Here is a 19,352-nt window from a genome sequence, read left to right on the forward strand (position 1 = left end):
TCATTCACGGCCGAGGTCCCGGTGCGTGGCGGTCGCCTGGTGCCCGAGGTCCTGCAGACGGCGGGTGATCTCCTCGGTCATCGCGACGCTGCGGTGCTTGCCGCCGGTGCAGCCGATCGCGACGCGCATGAAGCGCTTGCCCTCCCGCAGGTAGCCCTCCGCCACCCCGGTGAGCACCGGCACGTAGGCGTCGAGGAACTCCGCGGCGCCGGGCTGGGAGAGCACGTACGACGACACGTCACCGTCGCGGCCCGTGTGCGCCCTCAGCTCTGGGATCCAGTGCGGGTTGGGCAGGAAGCGCATGTCGGCGAGGTAGTCAGCGTCGACGGGGATGCCGTACTTGAAGCCGAAGGACACCACGCGGATGTGCAGACGGGTGGTCTCCTCGGTGCCGAACGCCTCGCGGATGCGAGCGGTCAGCTGGTGGACGTTGAGCGAGGTCGTGTCGATGAGCAGGTCCGCCTCGCCGCGCAGGTCGGCCAGCACGCTGCGCTCGCGGACCAGCCCGTCCAGCAGCCGACCGGTCCCCTGCAACGGGTGCGGGCGTCGAGCGGCCTCCTGGCGGCGTACGAGCAGGTCGTCGCTCGCCTCGAGGAAGACCAGCGTGGCGTGGCGACCGGTCGCGCCGTGCGCCAGCTGCTCCTGCAGGTCGTCGAAGAAGGAGCCGGACCGCACGTCCACCACCACGGCGATCGGCTGCTGCGGGCCGCGGGACTCGTCGACGAGGCGCACGACGTCCGGCAGGAGCGCCGGCGGCAGGTTGTCGACGACGAAGTAGCCGAGGTCCTCCAGCTCCTTGGCCGCGGTGCTGCGTCCGGCACCGGTCATGCCGGTGACGACCACCAGGGGTCCGGGCTGGGGCGTGCTCATCGGCGCGTCACTCCTCCTCGATCTCGCCGGTCGCGGTGTTGACGGAGACCACCGTAGGCCCGGCACCGACCTCGGCGCCCTCACCCGCGCCGCCGGACACGGCCGCCTTGATCGACTCGGCGGTGCGGACCCCGATGCCCGGCACCTGGGCGATCTGCTCGGCGTCGGCCTCCCGGAGCCTCTTCAACGAGCCGAAGTGCTTGAGCAGCGTCCGACGACGCACCTCTCCCAGACCGGGCACGTCGTCGAGCACCGACTCGACCATCGACTTGGACCGACGGTTGCGGTGGTGGGCGATCGCGAAGCGGTGGGCCTCGTCGCGGATGCGCTGCAGGAGGTAGAGGCCCTCGCTGCTGCGGGCGAGGATGACCGGGTCCTCCTCGTCGGGCAGCCAGACCTCCTCGAGCCGCTTCGCCAGGCCGCAGACCGGGACGTCGTCGATGCCGAGCTCGTCCAGCGCCCGCTGGGCGGCGGCCACCTGGGGCGGGCCGCCGTCCACGACGACCAGGCCCGGGGCGTAGGCGAACTTGCGGGGGCGGCCGGTGTCGGGGTCGACCAGCATCGGCCCGGACTCCTCGGTGCCGGGCTTGAGCTCCGAGCGGGCCTGCTCGTCGAGCAGCCGCCGGAAGCGCCGGGTGATCACCTCGTGCATCGACGCGACGTCGTTCTGCCCGTCGACACCCTTGATGACGAACTTGCGGTACTCCCCCTTGCGTGGCAGACCGTCCTCGAACACCACCATCGAGGCGACCACCTCGGTGCCCTGGAGGTTGGAGACGTCGTAGCACTCGATGCGCAGCGGGACGTCGTCGAGCTCGAGGGCCTGCTGGATCTCCTCCAGCGCGCGGTTGCGGGTGGTGAGGTCACTGGCCCGCTTGGTCTTGTGCAGGGCCAGCGACTGCTGGGCGTTCTTCGCCACCGTCTCGGCCAGCGCCCGCTTGTCGCCTCGCTGCGGCACCCGGATGCGGACCCGGCTGCCCCGCAGGTCGCTCAGCAGCTCCTCGAGGGTCTCCGCGTCCGGCGGCAGGGCGGGCACGAGCACCTCCCGCGGGATCGAGTCGGCGTCACCGGCGTAGAGCTGGAGCAGGAAGTGCTCGACCAGGTCGGGGGTCTCGCCCTCGTCCATCCGGTCCGCCACCCACCCGCGCTGTCCGCGGATGCGGCCGCCGCGGACGTAGAAGACCTGGACGGCCACCTCGAGCGGGTCCTCGGCCAGCGCGACCACGTCGGCGTCCGCGCCGTCTCCCAGCACGACCGCCTGCTTCTCCAGGGCGCGCTGCACGGCGCCGAGGTCGTCGCGCAGCCGGGCGGCCTTCTCGAAGTCGAGCGCCTCGCTGGCGGCGTACATCTCCTTCTCGATGCGGCGGATGAACGGTTTGGTCTGGCCGCCCATGAAGTCGCAGAAGTCCTCGACGATGGCGCGGTGCTCCTCGGCGGAGACCTCGCCGACACAGGGGGCCGAGCACTTGTCGATGTAGCCCAGCAGGCACGGGCGCCCCACCTGCGCGGAGCGCTTGAACACCCCGTTGCTGCAGGAGCGCATCGGGAAGACCCTCAGCAGGATGTCGACGGTCTCCCGGATCGCCCACGCGTGGGAGTAGGGGCCGAAGTAGCGGGTGCCCTTGCGCTTGGCGCCGCGCCCGACCATGACCCGCGGGAACTCCTCGCCGAGCGTCACCGCCAGCCAGGGGTAGGACTTGTCGTCGCGGTACTTCACGTTGAAGCGCGGGTCGTACTCCTTGATCCAGGAGTACTCCAGCTGCAGCGCCTCGACCTCGGTGGCCACGACGGTCCACTCCACCGACGCCGCGGTGGTGACCATGGTGGCGGTGCGCTGGTGCAGGTTGGCGATGTCCTGGAAGTACGACGAGAGCCGGGCCCGGAGGTTCTTGGCCTTGCCGACGTAGATCACCCGGCGCTGGGCGTCCCGGAACCGGTAGACGCCCGGCTGGGTCGGGATCGACCCCGGCTCGGGACGGTAGGACAGCGGTCCGCGGGACGTGCGGGGAGTCGGTCGGGCGGGCACGCGATCAGCCTACGAGGGACCGGGGACACTCCCCGCGTCGTGGGGCCGTGGACACCCCGCGACGCGTCGAGCCGGCGCGACCTTCCGGAAGGACGCGCCGGCTCGGCGGGAGGAGGGCGGGGGTCAGGCGCGGGAGATCTCGTCGCCGTCGACGGTCAGGGAGACCGAGCCGAGGGCCGAGGTCGCCGGACCCGCGGTCGGGGCGCCGGAGGAGAGGTCGAAGATCGAGCCGTGGCAGGGGCAGCTGATGCCGGCGTCGCTGACGGAGTCGACGGGGCAGCCCTGGTGGGTGCAGGTGATCGAGAACCCCAGGAACTCGCCCTCGGTCGGCTGGGTCACGACGAGGCCCTCGTCGGGGAAGACCGCACCACTGCCGACGGGCACGTCGGAGGTCGACGCGAACGCGGACGAGCCGCCCGAGCCGCCCGAGCCCTCGGCCCCCTCCGAACCGGCCGTCGACGGCGAGCCACCGCTGGAGGCACCGGAGCCGCCGGCCGGGTCGGTGGCGCTGGAGTCGTCGCCGCCGCAGGCCGCGAGGAGCGGCAGCCCGAGCCCGACACCGGCGACGCCGCCGAGGGCGTGACGGCGCGAGAGCGTAGGGCGCTGGTCGGTCGGACGAGTGGTGCGGGGCTCCGTGGGCTGGCTCATCGGGGTCCTCTCGAGGGTCGGTGCGCCGAGCCTAGCCAGGCGCACCCGACCCGTCGCGGGACACCGACTCCTCTCAGCCCTTCTTCACCGTCTTCTTGGCCGCCGCCTTCTTCGTGTCAGCCGTCTTCTTCGTGGCGGTCTTCTTCGTCGCGGTCCGCTTGGCGGCCGCCCGCTCGTTGGCGGTGCGCTGCGCCGCCTGCCGACGGGTGGCGCGGACCTGGGCCGGCGCGGCCGAGGCGGCCAGCAGCCCGTCGGGCTGCTCGGCCTCCTTGCCCTCCAGCAGCGGTGCGAGGAAGCGGCCGGTGTGGCTGTCGGGGTTGGCCGCGACCGCCTCGGGGGTGCCCTCGGCGACGACGGTGCCGCCGCGCGAGCCGCCCTCGGGACCCATGTCGACCAGCCAGTCGGCGGTCTTGATGACGTCGAGGTTGTGCTCGATGACCAGCACCGTGTTGCCCGCGTCGACCAGTCGGCCGAGCACGAGCAGCAGCTTGCGGATGTCCTCGAAGTGCAGGCCCGTGGTCGGCTCGTCGAGGACGTAGACGGTGCGGCCGGTCGAGCGCTTCTGCAGCTCGGCCGACAGCTTGACGCGCTGCGCCTCTCCTCCGGAGAGCGTGGTCGCCGGCTGACCGAGGCGGACGTAGCCCAGGCCGACCTCGACCAGGGTCTTGAGGTGCCGCGAGATCGCCGGCACCGCGGCGAAGAAGTCCACCGCCTCCTCGATGGGCATGTCGAGGACCTCGGCGATGGTCTTGCCCTTGTAGTGGACCTCGAGCGTCTCGCGGTTGTAACGGGCGCCGTGGCAGACCTCGCACGGGACGTAGACGTCCGGCAGGAAGTTCATCTCGATCTTGATCGTGCCGTCGCCGGCGCAGGCCTCGCAGCGCCCGCCCTTGACGTTGAAGGAGAAGCGGCCCTGGAGGTAGCCGCGCATCTTCGCCTCGGGGGTGGCCGCGAACAGCTTGCGCACGTGGTCGAAGACACCGGTGTACGTCGCCGGGTTGGACCGCGGGGTGCGCCCGATCGGTGACTGGTCGACGTGGATCACCTTGTCGACGTGCTCGAGGCCGGTGATGGCCTTGTGCCGCCCGGGCAGGGTGCGCGCGTTGTAGAGCTGCTTGGCCAGCGAGGTGTAGAGGATGTCGTTGACCAGGGTCGACTTGCCGGAGCCGGAGACACCGGTCACGGCCACGAACAGCCCGAGCGGGAAGGTCACGTCGACGTCGCGCAGGTTGTGCTCACGGGCCCCGAGGACGGCGAGCTCGCGGCCCTCGGTGCGCGGACGGCGCTTGGCGGGGACCGGGATCTCGCGCCGGCCCGAGAGGTACTGACCGGTCAGGGAGTCGGGGTGGGCCAGCAGGTCGTCGACGGTGCCGCTGTGGACGACCTGGCCGCCGTGCTCGCCGGCACCTGGGCCGATGTCGACGACCCAGTCGGCCACCTTGATCGTGTCCTCGTCGTGCTCGACCACGATGAGGGTGTTGCCGAGGTCCTTGAGCCGGACGAGGGTCTCGATGAGCCGGTGGTTGTCGCGCTGGTGCAGGCCGATCGAGGGCTCGTCGAGGACGTAGAGGACACCGACCAGGCCGGCACCGATCTGGGTGGCCAGCCGGATGCGCTGCGCCTCGCCGCCGGACAGCGAGCCGGAGGCCCGGTCGAGGGAGAGGTAGTCGAGCCCCACGTCGAGCAGGAACTGCAGCCGCTCGTGGATCTCCTTGAGCACCCGCTCGCCGATCTGCCGCTCACGCTCGGTCATCTCGAGGTCGGCGAGGAACGCGGCGGACTCGTTGATCGGCAGGGCGCAGACCTCGGCGATGCCGCGCTGCTCGCCCGAGCCGGACTGCAGGGTGACCGACTGCGAGACCGACTTCAGGCGCGAGCCCTTGCAGGTCGGGCAGGGCACCTCGCGCATGAACGACTCGAAGCGCTCGCGGCTGGTGTCGGACTCGGCCTCGCGGTGGCGGCGCTCGACGTAGCCGCGCACGCCCTCGAAGTCGGCGTAGTAGGCGCGCTCACGGCCGTAGCGGTTGCGGGTGACGACGTGGACCTTGCTGCCGTGCCCGTCGAGGATCGAGCGCTGCGCTTTGGCCGGGAGCTCCTCCCAGGGCGTGTTGAGGTCGAACCCGACCTCGTCGCCCAGGGCACCCAGCAGCCGCAGGAAGTAGTCGCTGACGTGGGCGTGCGACCACGGCTGGATGGCGCCCTCGCCGAGCGTCGCCGAGGGGTTGGGGACGACCAGCTCGGCGTCGACCTCCATCCGGGTGCCCAGACCGGTGCAGGCCGGGCACGCGCCGTACGGGGAGTTGAAGGAGAACGAGCGGGGCTCGAGCTCGTCGACGTCGATGGTGTGGTCGTTGGGGCAGGCCATCTTCTCGCTGAACCGCATCTCGCGGTGCTCGTCGTCCTCGGGGAGGTCGACGAAGTCGAGCACGACCAGGCCGCCCGACAGGGTCAGCGCGGTCTCGACGGAGTCGGTGAGCCGGCGCTTGGCGGACTCCTTGACCGCGAGCCGGTCGACGACCACCTCGATGGTGTGCTTGAGCTTCTTGTCCAGCGTCGGCGGGGCGTCCAGCGAGTGGGTCTCGCCGTCGACGCGCACCCGGGAGAAGCCCTGCGTCTGGAGCTGGCTGAAGAGCTCGACGTACTCGCCCTTGCGGCCGCGGATGACCGGGGCGAGCACCTGGAAGCGGCGCCCCTCCTCCAGCGTCAGGACACGGTCGACGATCTGCTGCGGCGTCTGCCGCTCGATCTTGGCGCCGCACGTCGGGCAGTGTGGCCGGCCGGCACGGGCGTAGAGCAGGCGGAGGTAGTCGTAGACCTCGGTGATGGTGCCGACCGTCGAGCGCGGGTTGCGCGAGGTCGACTTCTGGTCGATGGAGACCGCCGGGGACAGGCCCTCGATGAAGTCGACGTCGGGCTTGTCCATCTGGCCGAGGAACTGGCGGGCGTACGCCGAGAGCGACTCGACGTAGCGGCGCTGGCCCTCGGCGAAGATCGTGTCGAAGGCCAGCGAGGACTTGCCGCTGCCGGAGAGGCCGGTGAAGACGATGAGCGAGTCGCGCGGCAGGTCGATCGAGACGTCCTTGAGGTTGTGCTCGCGCGCGCCGCGGATGATCAGCTGGTCGGCCACAGAGAGGTCTCCTGGGATCGGTGCCCGGCGGTCCGGGTCGGTGGTGGTCGAGCGCGTCGCGCGCGTTCGAACACGTGTTCGTCATCGTACGCCGCCCGCCTGGTCGACGCCCGTCGGGCACCATCTCACGCAGCACCGACAGTCCTCGGAACACCCGGGCGAGGGGGTTCATGCCCCGCACGCCCGGTGCAGGATGGTGAGGTGAGTGACACCCCCGCCCCCATGGACGACGCCGTCGTCGACGCCCTGCACGACGCCACCCGACGGTTGGTCCGGTCCGTCGACTCCTTGGACGACGAGGGCTGGCGGGCACCGAGCCTCCTGCCCGGCTGGAGCCGTGCGCACCTCGTGGCCCACCTGGTCCTCAACGCGGAGGGGCTGGCCGGGGCGCTGGAGGGGGTGCGCGCCGGGGAGCCGGTGCCGATGTACGTCTCCCCCGAGGCGCGCGACCACGACATCGAGGAGCTCTCGGCCGACGAGGTACACCCCGTCCGCGACCGGCTGCTGGCCTCCACCAGCAGGTTCGCCGACGCCGTCGCAGCGATGGGCGAGGAGCACTGGCGCGAGCGGATCGAGCGGGTCCCCGGAGGGATCACCTTCGCCGCGGCGGCGGTGCCGGCGATGCGGTGGAGGGAGGTCGAGATCCACCACGCGGACCTGCTGGTCGGCTACTCGCACCGCGACTGGCCCGTCGCCTTCGCCGAGGCGGCGCTGGGGGCGATGACCGGCCGTCTGCGCGACCTCTCCCCCGGGTTCCGCCTGGTGCTCACCGACGTCGACCGGGAACGGGAGGTGGGTAGCGTCGCTCCCGACGCACCCGTGGTCCGGGGCACGGCGGCCGACGCCGCCTGGTGGCTCAGCGGCCGCGGGGACGGGACCGGGATGACCAGTGAGGGCGGCGAGCTGCCGCAGATCGGAGCATGGTGATGGGGACCTACACCGGAGACGTCTCGCCGGGCGATGCCGCGCAGACCCGCGACCTGGGGTGCCTGACCCTCACCAAGGTCGCCGTCGACCCGAAGATGAGCAACAACAGCTACCTGCTGCGCTGCGCGCAGACCGGTGACCAGGTGCTGGTCGACGCCGCCGACGAGGCCGGCACGCTGCTGGACCTCGTCGGGGACGGCGGGCTCGTCTCGGTCGTGACGACCCACCAGCACTGGGACCACCACCGCGCGCTCGCCGAGGTCGTGGAGCGGACCGGCGCGCAGGTGCTGGTCGGCGAGCCGGACGCGGACGCGGTCACCGAGCAGACCGGTGTGCCCGTCGACGTACGCCTCGAGCACGGGGACCGCGTGCAGGTCGGCGCCTGCGAGCTCGAGGTGATCGCGATCGCGGGGCACACCCCCGGCTCGATCGCCCTGCTGCACCGCGCGGCGGACGGCGGCACGCACCTGCTCACGGGCGACTCGCTCTTCCCCGGCGGGGTCGGCGCGACGTTCGGGGACGCCGACGCCTTCGCCCAGCTCATCGACGACGTGGAGGAGAAGGTCTTCGGCACGCTGCCCGACGAGACGCACTTCTACCCCGGGCACGGCAAGGACGGGGTGCTCGGCGAGGAGCGCCCGCACCTCGCGGAGTGGCGCGAGCGCGGCTGGTAGCCACACCCGCCCCCCGCGCGGCCGGTCAGGAGTAGGTCGCGCGCACCGTGTCCGTGACGGGGATCGACTGGCAGCCCAGCCGGATGCCGTCGGCGATGTCCTCGTCGTCGAGCACGTCGTTGTGCAGCATCTTGACCTCGCCCTCGAGCAGGCGGACCGCGCAGGCCGAGCACTCCCCCTCGCGGCAGGAGTACGGCGCCTTCACGCCCTTGGACTCCAGGTGCTCGAGCAGCGTGCTGCCCGGCTGCCAGTCGTCGAACGCGTGCGTCTCGCCGTCGAGCTCCACCTCGAGGCGCACCGGCGCCTGCGGGCCGTCGGGCACCTCGACGGGCGCGTCGGTCTCCGACTCGGCCTCCGCGACCTCCTGGGCGGCCGACGCCACCTCTGCCACGTCACCGAACGGGTTGCCGCCGAGCGACACGAACTTCTCCTGGTGGCGACGCTCGCGGGGGAACTCCAGCTCGCGCAACGCGGTGACGACCATCTTCATGAACGGCGCCGGGCCGCAGACGAAGGCGTCCCAGGTGGTGTACGCCGACGCGAACGCCTTCAGCTGCTCGCCGGTCGGCAGGCCCTGCACGGACTCCAGCCAGTGCACGACCTGCAGCCGGTCGGGGTGCTCGGCGGCCAGTCGGCTCAGCTCGTCGGCGAAGATCACCGAGCGCTCGTCGCGGTTGGCGTAGAACACCACGATCCGGCCGGAGCCGTGCGCGAGCGCGGTGCGGGTGATCGACATGATCGGGGTGACGCCGCTGCCGCCGGCGAAGAGCAGCAGGTCGGCGTCGAGCGAGGCCGGGGTGAAGATGCCGCTGGGCGGCAGCACCCGCATGGTCGAGCCGACCTCGAGGTGGTCACAGACCCAGTTGGAGGCGTAGCCGTCGACGGTGCGCTTGACCGTGACCGTCAGCGGGCCGCCGTCGTGCGGGCTCGAGGACAGCGAGTAGCAGCGGGCGGCGAGGCCGTCCCGGTCACTCGGCACCGCCAGGGTCAGGAACTGGCCCGGCTTGTACTCGAAGGCGGACTCGGCGCCCTCGGGCACCCGGAAGGAGATGGAGCGCGCGTCTGCCGTCTCGTCGACGACCTCCACGACCTCCAGCACATAGGAGTCGGTCACGGTGGCTCAGTATCCGTCCTCTGCTCCGATGGTCAGCCGGCCGTCCCGCACAGCGGCCTCGATGCTCGCGGTCATCCGGGGGCAGGCATGGAACGCGAGCCGCCCGTCGGGCCTCTCGGCCTTCCGTCGCGCGAGGTCGGGGCACTGCTCGGCGGCCTCCGCGGTCCACTGGACCGACGTGTGGTGGTCGCTGTTCTTCTTCACGCCCACGGCGGCCAGGCAGTCCAGGCACTCGACGCGGATCAGCCTGGCCTGGGTGTAGAGGCGCTGGTCCTCGAGCGTCTCGGCGCTCCTGGGGACGAACGACGCCATCTCAGGTGCCCGACATCAGGGCCGGGTCGTCGCTGCCCTCGGTCTCGCCCGCGGCGTCCTCGGCCGCCTTCTTCTCGAGGTTCTGGGCGACCTCGTCCTGCCAGAACTCGTTGGCCTTCGTGGTGTCCACCTCGAACTCGAAGCGGTCGACCATGTCGGAGGTGATGTCGGCGACGTCGACGTAGTACTGCTCGTACCACCGACGCAACTGGTAGACCGGCCCGTCCTCCTCGCACAGGAGCGGGTTCTGCACGGGCACCTTGTTCTTCCAGATGTGCACGTCCTGGAGGAAGCCCTGGCCGAACATGTCGGCGTACTTCTTGCCGATGAAGTTGGCGGTCTCGTCGTCCATGCCCTCGGGCTTCTCGACGAGGATGCCGTACTGCAGGGTGAAGGAGTTGGGACCCGTCGCGATGTGGGTGTTGACCAGCACGACCTCGGTCTTGAAGCCCTTGTAGTCGGTCCAGAGCCAGTTGATCATGTACGACGGCCCGTAGTAGGTGGCCTCGGACTTCAGGAACAGCTCCTCCGACCCGTAGCCGCCACTGACGTCCGGGCGCCCCTTGGACTCCATGAACTGGGTGGCCTGCTGGCCCTCGAAGACGTTGCGGAAGCTCGTGGGGAAGGCGAAGTGCACGTAGTAGAAGTGCGCCATGTCGACCACGTTGTCGATGAGCTCGCGGCAGTTGGAGCCCTCGATGTGCTCGGTCTCCCAGAACCAGTCGGTGTACTTGCCCGACGCGAGGCCCGGCAGCTCGGGCGGGAGCAGGTCGTGGTCGCCGGCCGAGCCCTCGGGGTCGTACCAGATGAACAGCGACTCGTTGCGGATCGCGGTCTCGTAGCGCTGGGTGCGGGCGCGCAGCGGGACGCGGCGGGCGTAGGGGATCTGCTTGCACTTGCCGTCGCCGCCCCAGCGCCAGTCGTGGAACGGGCAGGCGATCTGGTCGCCCTTGACGGTGCCCTGGGTCAGGTCGCCGCCCATGTGCCGGCAGTAGCCGTCCAGCACGTTGAGCTCGCCCTTGCTGTCCTGCCAGACCACGAGCTTGCCGCCGAAGGCGTCGATCGCGTGCGGCTTGCCGTCGCCGAAGTCGCGGGCCAGGCCGAGGCAGTGCCAGCCGCGGGCGTACCGGTCCGGCGGCGTGCCCTGGTCGAGGTGGCGGGTGCCGGTGGGGGTGGCCGTGCCGGTCATGAGGACCTCCCTGGTCGGTGACGGAGTCGGGGCCGGACGTGGTCCGTCGTCGGGGACGGTGGACCAAAACGAGAACAGGTTATAGTTTTCGGGACGGCGAGGCCAGCGTCACACCCGGTCTCGCCCCCATCCTGCGCCATTCCAGCGTCATCCGAGCGACATCCGCCTCCGCCCACGGGAGCCCTCCATGCACCTCGCCCTCGAACCCGCCCAGATCGCGCTGCGAGAGGAGCTGCGGGAGTACTTCGGCAACCTCGTCACCCCCGAGATCCGTGCCGGGCTGAGCGCCGCCACCGGCGAGTTCGGCGAGGCCGGCGTCTACAAGGGCGTGATCCGCCAGCTCGGGACCGACGGCTGGCTCGGCATCGGCTGGCCCAAGGAGTACGGCGGCCAGGACCGCTCCATGGTCGACCAGCTGATCTTCACCGACGTCGCAGCCGACTTCGGCGTGCCGATCCCCTACCTGACGCTCAACACGGTGGGGCCGACGATCATGCGCTACGGCACCCAGGAGCAGAAGGACTACTTCCTCCCGAAGATCCTCGCCGGCGAGCTGCACTTCTCCATCGGCTACTCCGAGCCCGGCTCGGGCACCGACCTGGCGTCGCTGCGCACCAAGGCCGTCCGCGAGGGCGACGAGTGGGTGATCAACGGCCAGAAGATGTGGACCTCGCTGATCCAGTACGCCGACTGGATCTGGATGGCGTGCCGCACCGACCCCGACCTGCCCCGCCACAAGGGCCTGTCGATGATCCTGGTGCCGGCCGACTCCCCCGGCTTCTCCTACACCCCCGTGCACACCGTCGCCGGGGTCCACACCAGCGCCACCTACTACGAGGACGTGCGAGTCCCCGTCGGCAACCTGGTCGGCGAGCTCAACGGCGGGTGGTCGCTGATGACCAACCAGCTCAACCACGAGCGGGTCGCCCTCACCTCCTCCGCGCCGCTGACCCAGTCGGTGAAGCTGGTGCGCGAGTGGGCGCAGCAGACCAAGAACCCCGACGGCCAGCGCGTCATCGACACCGAGTGGGTGCAGGTCGCCCTCGGCCGCGCCCACGCCCGCGTCGAGATGCTGACCCTGCTCAACTGGAAGCTCGCCTCGGACGCCGACCGCGGCGTCGACCTCTCCCCCGCCGAGGCGTCGGCCACCAAGATCTACGGCTCCGAGCTGGCCACCGAGGTCTACCGGTCCCTCATGGAGATCGTCGGCCCGCACGCCGGCCTCACCGCCGACTCCGAGGGCGCGGTCATCGCCGGCCGCCTCGAGCGCTTCTTCCGCTCCTCGCTGGTGATGACCTTCGGCGGCGGCACCAACGAGATCCAGCGCGACATCATCGGCTACGTCGGTCTCGGCCTGCCCGCCGCGAAGCGCTGACCCGCGGCCCCCTCTCGACCAGCACCAGGACGGACTGACATGGACTTCTCCTTCACCCCCGAGCAGGACGACGCCGCGGCGCTGGCCGCCTCGATCCTCGACGACCGCGTGACCCTCGACCGGCAGAAGGCCGTCGAGGCCGACGGCAGCCGCTTCGACCGCGACCTGTGGGCCGCGCTCGGCGGGGCGGGCCTGCTCTCCCTCGCGGTGCCGGAGCAGTACGGCGGCGCCGGGCTCGGCCTCGTCGAGCTGTGCCGGGTGCTGCACGAGGTCGGCCAGCGCGTCGCCCCGGTCCCGCTCGCGACGCACGGCGCCGCGGCGCTGCTGCTCGCCGAGTCGGCCGACGCGGACCTGGCCGGTGCCTGGCTCCCGGGTGCCGCCTCCGGCGAGCAGGTCCTCACCGTGGCCTTGAGCGAGGAGCGCTCGCACCTGCCCGCGCTCCCGGTCACCACCGCGAGCAGCACCGGCTCGGGCTGGTCGGTCTCCGGCGCGAAGTCGCTGGTCCGCGCGGGCACCAGCGCAGCGGCGTACCTCGTGAGCGCGGGGACGTCCGAGGGCGTCGGCGTCTTCCTGGTGGAAGCAGGCGCCGACGGCGTGCGCACCACCCCGGGGCGCACCAGCGACGGCGACACGGTCGCCCGGCTCGACCTCGAGGAGGCTCCGGCGACCCTCGTGGGCGACCTCGACGGCAGCACCGCCCGTCGCCTCGGCGACCTGGTCACGGTCGCGACCGGCGCTGAGCTGCTGGGGATCACCGAGGGCGCCCTGCGCCTGACCGCGCAGTACGCCAAGACGCGTGAGCAGTTCGGCCGCCCGATCGGCACCTTCCAGGCCGTCTCGCAGCGCCTGGCCGACGGCTACATCGACGTGCTGGGCCAGCGACTCACCCTCTGGTCCGCGGCGTGGCGGCTGGCCGAGGGGCTGCCCTCGGAGACCGAGGTGGCGATCGCCAAGCTCTGGGCGGCCGACGCGGCGCACAGGCTCGCCCACACGACCGTCCACGTGCACGGCGGTGTCGGCATCGACCTCGACGGCGAGGCGCACCGCTACTTCACCACCGCCAAGCGGCTGGAGTTCGCGTTCGGCGGCACCACCGAGCAGGCGCTCGCCATCGGGCGGGTGCTCGCGGCCGAGCCGGTCTGAGCCCCGCCGCGGTGGTCGAGCAGCGAGCGGGCGTCGAGACCAGCGTCCGAAACATGCTCCTGGCACGCGCGGACGACCACGGGGACGGCCTGCTGTTCGAGGGTGAGCGGCTGTCGTGGGCCGAGGTCGTGGCGCAGGGGCACCAGCGGGCCGCCGCGCTGCGCAGCCTGCTCGACGACGGGCGACCGCCCCACGTGGGGGTCCTGCTGGAGAACACCCCCGACTTCCTGCTGACCCTGGGCGCCGCGGCGCTCGGGGGCCTCGTGGTGGTCGGGCTCAACCCGACCCGCCGCGGAGCCGCGTTGGCCTCCGACGTACGCCGCACCGACTGCCAGCTCGTCCTCACCGACGCCCAGCACCTCGACGAGCAGCCCGACCTGGTCGATGCCCTGGACGACGTGCCCGTGGTCCCGGTCGACTGCCCTGACTGGATCCGGCTGCTCGACCACCACCAGGGCGCCGGACCCCACGAGGGGCCGGTCGGGCCCGACGACCTGCTGATGCTGATCTTCACCTCGGGGACCTCGGGCGACCCGAAGGCCGTGCGCGTGACGCACGCGAAGGTGGCCGGCCCGGGGGTGATGCTGGCCGAGCGCTTCGGGTTGAGCGGCGACGACACCGCCTACCTGTCGATGCCGCTGTTCCACTCCAACGCCGTGATGGCCGGGTGGGCGCCCGCACTGGCCGGTGGCGCCACCGTGGCGCTGGCCCGCCGGTTCAGCGCCTCCGGGTTCCTGCCCGACGTGCGTCGTTTCGGGGCGACGTACGCCAACTACGTCGGCAAGCCGCTGTCCTACGTGCTGGCCACGCCTGAACGCGACGACGACGCCGACAACCCGTTGCGGCTGGTCTTCGGCAACGAGGCCAACGAGCGCGCCATCGACGAGTTCGGGCGCCGCTTCGGGTGCACGGTCGTCGACTCCTACTCCTCCACGGAGAACGCCGTCATCGTGCAGCGCCAGCCCGGCATGCCGGCGGGCGCCCTCGGCCGTCCCCTGCCGGGCGTGGCGGTGCTGGACCCCGAGACCGGGGAGCCGGTGCCCGACGCGGAGTTCGACGGCGCCGGGCGGCTCACCAACGGCGACGTGGCGATCGGCGAGCTGGTCAACACCACCGGCGCCGGCGCCTTCGCCGGCTACTACGGCGACCCCGACGCCGAGGCCGAGCGGATGCGCGGCGGGATGTACTGGTCGGGCGACCTGGCCTACCGCGACGCCGAGGGGTGGGTCTACTTCGCCGGGCGGACCGCCGACTGGATGCGCGTGGACGGCGAGAACCTCGCGGCCGCCCCGCTCGAGCGGATCTGGCTGCGGCACCCCGCCGTGGCCCAGGCGGCGGTGTACGCGGTGCCGGACCCCGGCCCGCTGGGGGTCGGCGACCAGGTCGTCGCAGCGCTGCTGACGGAGCGTCCGCTCGCCGCCGACGAGGTCGCACGCTTCCTCGACGAGCAGGCCGACCTGCCGACCAAGGGCCGTCCCCGCTGGGTCCGGCTGCTCGCCGACCTCGACGAGCTGCCCCGGACCGCGACGACCAAGGTGCTCAAGCGCGAGCTGGCGGCGCAGGGGCCGGTGGCCGGCCGCGGACGTCTCCTGGAGCGGGAGGAGCGCGGAACGGCGTACGTCGACGTCACCGATCTCGGCGAGGTGCTTGACCAGGTGTGACGGGCGCCATACGTTGACACGCGTCAACTAGAACGTGTTCTACGAGGGGGACGTGTGGCCGAGAACGTGCAGCAGATGCTTCGGGACCGACTGGAGGACGACGGCACCGCCATCGCGACCCCTGACCGGACCTGGACCTGGCGCGAACACCTGGCCGAGGCCTCGGCAGAGGCGGCTGCCGTGATCGCCGCGCTCGACGCCCAGCGTGCGCCGCACGTCGGCACGCTCTTGGGCAACTCCCCTGCGATGCTGCGGGCGATGGCTGGCGCGGGTCTCGGCGGCTACGTCCTGTGCGGCATCAACACGACCCGCCGCGGCGAGGGCCTCTCGGCCGACGTACGCCGCGCGGAGTGCCAGCTGCTGCTCACCGACGCCGAGCACCTGCCGCTGCTGGAGGGCGTCGACCTCGGTGACGTCAGGGTCGTGGACGTCGGCTCCGACGCCTGGGCGCAGGAGGTCGCAGGCGCCGGCGACCTGACCCCGCTGCGCGAGGTCGAGGCGATGGACACCTTCATGATGATCTTCACCTCGGGCACCTCCGGGGACCCCAAGGCGGTGCAGGTGGCGCACCTGATGGTGCTCTTCTCCGGGCTCAACCTGGTCGACCGGTTCTCGATGACCCCCGACGACGTCTGCTACCTCTCGATGCCGCTGTTCCACTCCAACGCCGTCGTCGCCGGCTGGGCGGTCGCCGTCGGCTGCGGGGCGACGATGGTGCCGACGAGGTTCTCGGCCTCGCGCTTCCTCGACGACGTGCGCGCCTACGGCGTCACCTACATGAACTACGTCGGCAAGCCGCTGGCCTACGTCCTGGCCACGCCCGAGCGCGACGACGACGCCGACAACACCCTGCGCGTCGCCTTCGGCAACGAGGCCAGCGACCGCGACATCGCCGAGTTCGCCCGCCGCTTCGACTGCGACGTCATGGACGGCTTCGGCTCCACCGAGCTGGCGATCATCATCCTGCGCGAGCCCGGCACCCCGCCGGGCTCGATCGGCAAGGGCATGGACGGTGTCGCGATCTACGACGCCGAGACCGTCACCGAGTGCCCGGTCGCACGCTTCGACGAGCACGGCGCGCTCCTCAACGCCGACGAGGCGGTCGGCGAGCTGGTCAACACCACCGGCGGCGGCTACTTCCAGGGCTACTACAACGACCCCGACGCCAACGCAGACCGGATGCGGCACGGGATGTACTGGTCCGGCGACCTGGCCTACAAGGACGCCGACGGCTGGATCTACCTCGCCGGCCGCACCGCCGACTGGATGCGCGTGGACGGCGAGAACCTCGCCGCCGGCCCCATCGAGCGCATCCTGCAGCGGCTCCCCGCCCTCAACCGCGTGGCGGTCTACGCCGTCCGCGACGCCCAGGTCGGCGACCAGGTGATGGCCGCGATGGTGCTCAACGAGGGCGAGAAGGTCACCCAGGCGGAGTTCGAGTCGTTCCTGCGCGAGCAGCCCGACCTCTCCCCCAAGGCCTGGCCGCGCTACGTCCGGATCAACCACGACCTGCCCGCCACCGCCACCAACAAGGTGCTCAAGCGCGAGCTGATGGCGCAGGGCGTCACCGCCGGCGACGGTGAGCTGTGGACGCGCGAGGAGCGCGGGACGGCGTACGCCTGAGGCCAGAAGGGGTCAGCGGAGCAGCTTCTTCAGGCCGTTGGTGAGCTTGACGTTGTAGAAGCCGGAGTTGGTGTCGGTGTACCAGACCTGGCCGCGCCTGCGGTCGTACGCCGGTGCCGACATCGCGTAGGCGCCACCGAGCGTCGGCAGCTTCAGGGCACCACCGGGGATCAGCGGCTTGTTGAAGTAGCCGACCTCGCGCGGGTGCTCGACGTCGCGGATGTCGAAGAGCCGCAGTCCCGAGGCGATCATCGAGCAGCCGGCCAGCTTGGGGTTGCGGCGTTTCGGCAGCGAGCAGTAGTGCCCGGCGTACCCCTGCGCGGGGAACCAGGCGCCCGGGTCGCGGAGCTGGGCGCCGGCGCGGTTCTCGGGCTGGTGCACCTCGAGGCGGATGTTGGAGACGACCTTCGGGTCGGTCGGGTCCTCGACGTCGATGATGCGCGCGACGCCCACCGGCGAGCCCGGGTAGGCCAGCGCGTTGGTGGCCTCGAAGAAGTCGACGAACTCGTCGATCTCCAGGACGTAGTGCCGGCCCTTGCGCGTGAACGGCTCGGCGACCTGCGGGATCGAGTGCTCGGGCCAGGTGAGCTTCGACAGGATCGTGATGTCGGGGTCCTCGACCCGGTCCTGCACCTGGGAGACGTCGAGGATCGCGATGCCACCGTCGGTGACCCCGGTCGGGCCGACGTCGCCGATGTTGGCGGCGTAGAGGGTGCGGCCGTCGTCGGAGAGCCGCATGCCGTGGTAGTTCACGCCCCACTGGGTGGTGAGCACCTGCGGGTCCGCGGGGTCGGTCAGGTCGATGGCGGCCAGCGAGGCGACGGTGCTGGAGCTGTAGAACGTCAGCCCGTCGTTGGACCAGCCCGACTCGTGGCCGAGCACCCCCGACAGGGTCGAGGAGAGCAGCTGCGCGTCGCGGCAGTCCTGGCTGACGTCGTACACGTCCAGGACGCCGGGGTACGTCGCAGCCGTGCCCAGCACCGCGGCGAGCAGGCCGCGCTTGCGGTTGACCAGCAGCGTCTCGTGCGGGCTCACCATCGCTGGGGAGTCCAGCGTCGTGGTGCGCACGGGCCGTCGCGGCTCGTTCATGTCGAGCACGACGGTGCCCTGGCCGGTCGTCAGGTTGTTCACGACGTCGCGTGGGAAGAGCAGCGTGTTGTCGTAGAACGCGCAGGTGTTGCCCTGCTCGTCGGTGTAGCGCAGCACCTTGAACCCGCCGGAGCCGCCCTCGTGGGCCAGCTCCTTGGTGTTGCAGGTGTAGCCCTCGGCCGCCCGACCCGAGCGGTAGTCGGCCCGCGGCACCCGGCCCTGGATGTCGGTCTCCGGGTTCGACCCCTTGCCGCAGCGGGCCTGCGGCACCGGCTTGGGGAACGGGTCGTCCGCCGAGACCGTGCCGCCCTGCGCCACCAGGCCCCCGCCGCCGAGCGCGAGGGCGACGCCGACCAGGGCGAGGCGACGCCAGGGACCACCAGAGCGAGTTGCGTCCGTCACACCGGAAAGGCTAAGGCCCCGAGCGCTCGCTCGGGGCCTCGACCAGTGACTGGGAACGCTCAGCCGTTGACCTTGTTGAGGGCGGCGACGGCCTCCTCGAACTCGGCCACCAGGCTGGCCATGACGTCGGCGACCGGACGCACCTCGTTCATCCGGCCCACGATCTGGCCGACGGGCATCGAGATCACGTCGGGGTCGTTCGAGGCGACGATCCGGTTGTGCGCCTCGGCGACCAGGAGGTTCTGCAGCGGCATCGGCAGCGGCTGCGGGGCGCCCTCCTCCGCCCAGGCCTCGGTCCACTTGGTCTTGAGCAGGCGGGCCGGCTTGCCGGTGTAGACGCGGGTGCGCACGGTGTCGGCCGACGTGGCGCGGGTGAAGGCCGTCTCCCAGGCGGAGTGGTTGGCCGAGAGGTTGCGGTACTCCTCGGTGCCGAGCCAGATCGACCCGGTCCACACGCCCTGGGCGCCGAGGGCCAGGGAGGCGGCGACCTGGCGACCGGAGCCGATGCCACCGGCGCCGAGCACCGGGACGTCGGGGCCGACGGCGTCGACGATGTCCGGGGTGAGCACCATCGAGGCGATCTCACCGGTGTGGCCGCCGGCCTCGTAGCCCTGCGCGATGATGATGTCCACGCCGTTGGCCACGTGGCTCAGCGCGTGCTTGGGGGCACCGGCCAGGGCGCCGACCTTGAGGCCACCCGCGTGGCACTGCTCGATCACGTCGACCGGCGGCGAGCCGAGCGCGTTGGCGATGAAGACCGGGCGGTGCTGCAGCGCCACGTCGACGTGCGAGCGGGCCATCGAGTGCAGCCACCCGAGCACGCCCTCTCGGCCCTCGCCCTCCGGGAGCGGCGGCACGCCGAGCTTGAGCAGCGTCTCGTCGACGAACTTCTTGTGCTCCTCGGGGATGTAGCTCGACAGGTCGGTCGAGGTGCCCTCGGTGGGGATCTTCATGGGCATGACAACGTCGACGCCGTACGGCTTGCCGTCGGTGTTCTCGTCCATCCACGTGAGGGTCCGGTCGAGCTCCTCGGTGTCGTTGAACCGGACACAGCCCAGGACCCCCAGGCCGCCGGCACGCGACACGGCCGCCGCCACGTGCTCGGAGGGGGTGAAGGCGAGGATGGGGTACTCGATGCCGAACTCGTCGCAGATCGGGGTGCGCATGTCAGG

15 protein-coding genes are annotated in these 19,352 nt (G+C 71.5%); 6 read left to right on the top strand and 9 right to left on the bottom strand.

Annotated elements, in window-relative coordinates; all coding sequences use genetic code 11:
- The 4 genes from rapZ to uvrA form a co-directional block, all read right to left on the bottom strand.
- Entirely contained in the window at positions 1 to 870 is an 870-nt protein-coding gene (gene rapZ / locus A6R01_RS02735) for an RNase adapter RapZ (protein WP_292603298.1), read from the bottom strand.
- Positions 871 to 877: 7 nt separating this feature from the next.
- Entirely contained in the window at positions 878 to 2,896 is a 2,019-nt protein-coding gene (gene uvrC / locus A6R01_RS02740; RefSeq protein WP_292603300.1) for an excinuclease ABC subunit UvrC, read from the bottom strand.
- A 123-nt stretch (positions 2,897 to 3,019) separates the two neighbouring features.
- Positions 3,020 to 3,544: a Rieske (2Fe-2S) protein gene (locus A6R01_RS02745; RefSeq protein ID WP_292603302.1), complete on the bottom strand. Its 525-nt coding sequence runs from the start codon at positions 3,542 to 3,544 to the stop codon at positions 3,020 to 3,022.
- Between the two features lie 73 nt (positions 3,545 to 3,617).
- Positions 3,618 to 6,671: an excinuclease ABC subunit UvrA gene (gene uvrA, locus A6R01_RS02750; protein WP_292603304.1), complete on the bottom strand. Its 3,054-nt coding sequence runs from the start codon at positions 6,669 to 6,671 to the stop codon at positions 3,618 to 3,620.
- Between the two features lie 201 nt (positions 6,672 to 6,872).
- Here uvrA and A6R01_RS02755 point away from each other — a divergent pair, with 201 nt between their 5' ends.
- Together A6R01_RS02755 and A6R01_RS02760 are read left to right on the top strand one after the other, a co-directional pair.
- Positions 6,873 to 7,598 (top strand): maleylpyruvate isomerase family mycothiol-dependent enzyme, encoded by a 726-nt coding sequence (locus A6R01_RS02755; protein ID WP_292603306.1) that lies wholly within the window; start codon positions 6,873 to 6,875, stop codon positions 7,596 to 7,598.
- On the top strand, positions 7,598 to 8,272 hold the full coding sequence (locus tag A6R01_RS02760) for an MBL fold metallo-hydrolase (protein ID WP_292603308.1): 675 nt from the start codon (positions 7,598 to 7,600) through the stop codon (positions 8,270 to 8,272). Before A6R01_RS02755 ends, A6R01_RS02760 begins: the two co-directional genes overlap by 1 nt.
- A 25-nt stretch (positions 8,273 to 8,297) precedes the next feature.
- Here A6R01_RS02760 and A6R01_RS02765 read toward each other — a convergent pair whose 3' ends face one another.
- Genes A6R01_RS02765 through A6R01_RS02775 form a run of 3 tightly spaced genes read right to left on the bottom strand, consistent with a single transcriptional unit; the run spans position 8,298 to position 10,887 of the window.
- Positions 8,298 to 9,386 (bottom strand): ferredoxin--NADP reductase, encoded by a 1,089-nt coding sequence (locus A6R01_RS02765; protein WP_292603310.1) that lies wholly within the window; start codon positions 9,384 to 9,386, stop codon positions 8,298 to 8,300.
- Between the two features lie 6 nt (positions 9,387 to 9,392).
- Positions 9,393 to 9,698, bottom strand: a complete 306-nt coding sequence (locus A6R01_RS02770) for a hypothetical protein (protein ID WP_292603312.1) — start codon at positions 9,696 to 9,698, stop codon at positions 9,393 to 9,395.
- Position 9,699: 1 nt separating this feature from the next.
- Entirely contained in the window at positions 9,700 to 10,887 is a 1,188-nt protein-coding gene (locus A6R01_RS02775; RefSeq protein WP_292603314.1) for a Rieske 2Fe-2S domain-containing protein, read from the bottom strand.
- Positions 10,888 to 11,074: 187 nt separating this feature from the next.
- On the opposite strand from A6R01_RS02775, the gene A6R01_RS02780 reads away from it, so the two are divergent.
- From A6R01_RS02780 to fadD1, 4 genes are read left to right on the top strand one after another with little or no spacing between them, the layout of a single operon-like run.
- Positions 11,075 to 12,262 carry an acyl-CoA dehydrogenase family protein gene (locus tag A6R01_RS02780; RefSeq protein ID WP_292603316.1) on the top strand — a complete coding sequence of 396 codons (1,188 nt, stop codon included), beginning with the start codon at positions 11,075 to 11,077 and terminating at the stop codon, positions 12,260 to 12,262.
- Between the two features lie 39 nt (positions 12,263 to 12,301).
- Positions 12,302 to 13,405 carry an acyl-CoA dehydrogenase family protein gene (locus A6R01_RS02785; RefSeq protein WP_292603317.1) on the top strand — a complete coding sequence of 368 codons (1,104 nt, stop codon included), beginning with the start codon at positions 12,302 to 12,304 and terminating at the stop codon, positions 13,403 to 13,405.
- A 53-nt stretch (positions 13,406 to 13,458) separates the two neighbouring features.
- Complete coding sequence (locus A6R01_RS02790; protein ID WP_292603318.1) at positions 13,459 to 15,066, top strand: long-chain-fatty-acid--CoA ligase; 1,608 nt, start codon at positions 13,459 to 13,461, stop codon at positions 15,064 to 15,066.
- Between the two features lie 54 nt (positions 15,067 to 15,120).
- Positions 15,121 to 16,689, top strand: coding sequence for a fatty-acid--CoA ligase FadD1 (gene fadD1, locus A6R01_RS02795; RefSeq protein ID WP_292603320.1), 1,569 nt, complete (start codon positions 15,121 to 15,123; stop codon positions 16,687 to 16,689).
- 12 nt (positions 16,690 to 16,701) lie between these two features.
- On the opposite strand, the gene A6R01_RS02800 is transcribed toward fadD1, so the two are convergent.
- Entirely contained in the window at positions 16,702 to 18,180 is a 1,479-nt protein-coding gene (locus tag A6R01_RS02800) for a hypothetical protein (RefSeq protein WP_292603322.1), read from the bottom strand.
- Between the two features lie 59 nt (positions 18,181 to 18,239).
- Positions 18,240 to 19,346, bottom strand: a complete 1,107-nt coding sequence (locus tag A6R01_RS02805; protein ID WP_292603324.1) for a nitronate monooxygenase family protein — start codon at positions 19,344 to 19,346, stop codon at positions 18,240 to 18,242.
- Positions 19,347 to 19,352: the final 6 nt, after the last annotated feature.

The organism is Nocardioides sp. REDSEA-S30_B4, from assembly GCF_001627265.1.
Lineage (GTDB): Bacteria > Actinomycetota > Actinomycetes > Propionibacteriales > Nocardioidaceae > Nocardioides.

Coding starts and splice junctions, on each gene's coding strand:
- A6R01_RS02785 (WP_292603317.1), top strand. CDS start 12,302: ATGGACTTCTCCTTCACCCCCGAGCAGGACGACGCCGCGGCGCTGGCC.
- A6R01_RS02775 (WP_292603314.1), bottom strand. CDS start 10,887: ATGACCGGCACGGCCACCCCCACCGGCACCCGCCACCTCGACCAGGGC.
- A6R01_RS02805 (WP_292603324.1), bottom strand. CDS start 19,346: ATGCGCACCCCGATCTGCGACGAGTTCGGCATCGAGTACCCCATCCTC.
- A6R01_RS02760 (WP_292603308.1), top strand. CDS start 7,598: ATGGGGACCTACACCGGAGACGTCTCGCCGGGCGATGCCGCGCAGACC.
- rapZ (WP_292603298.1), bottom strand. CDS start 870: ATGAGCACGCCCCAGCCCGGACCCCTGGTGGTCGTCACCGGCATGACC.
- A6R01_RS02790 (WP_292603318.1), top strand. CDS start 13,459: ATGCTCCTGGCACGCGCGGACGACCACGGGGACGGCCTGCTGTTCGAG.
- A6R01_RS02745 (WP_292603302.1), bottom strand. CDS start 3,544: ATGAGCCAGCCCACGGAGCCCCGCACCACTCGTCCGACCGACCAGCGC.
- A6R01_RS02770 (WP_292603312.1), bottom strand. CDS start 9,698: ATGGCGTCGTTCGTCCCCAGGAGCGCCGAGACGCTCGAGGACCAGCGC.
- A6R01_RS02780 (WP_292603316.1), top strand. CDS start 11,075: ATGCACCTCGCCCTCGAACCCGCCCAGATCGCGCTGCGAGAGGAGCTG.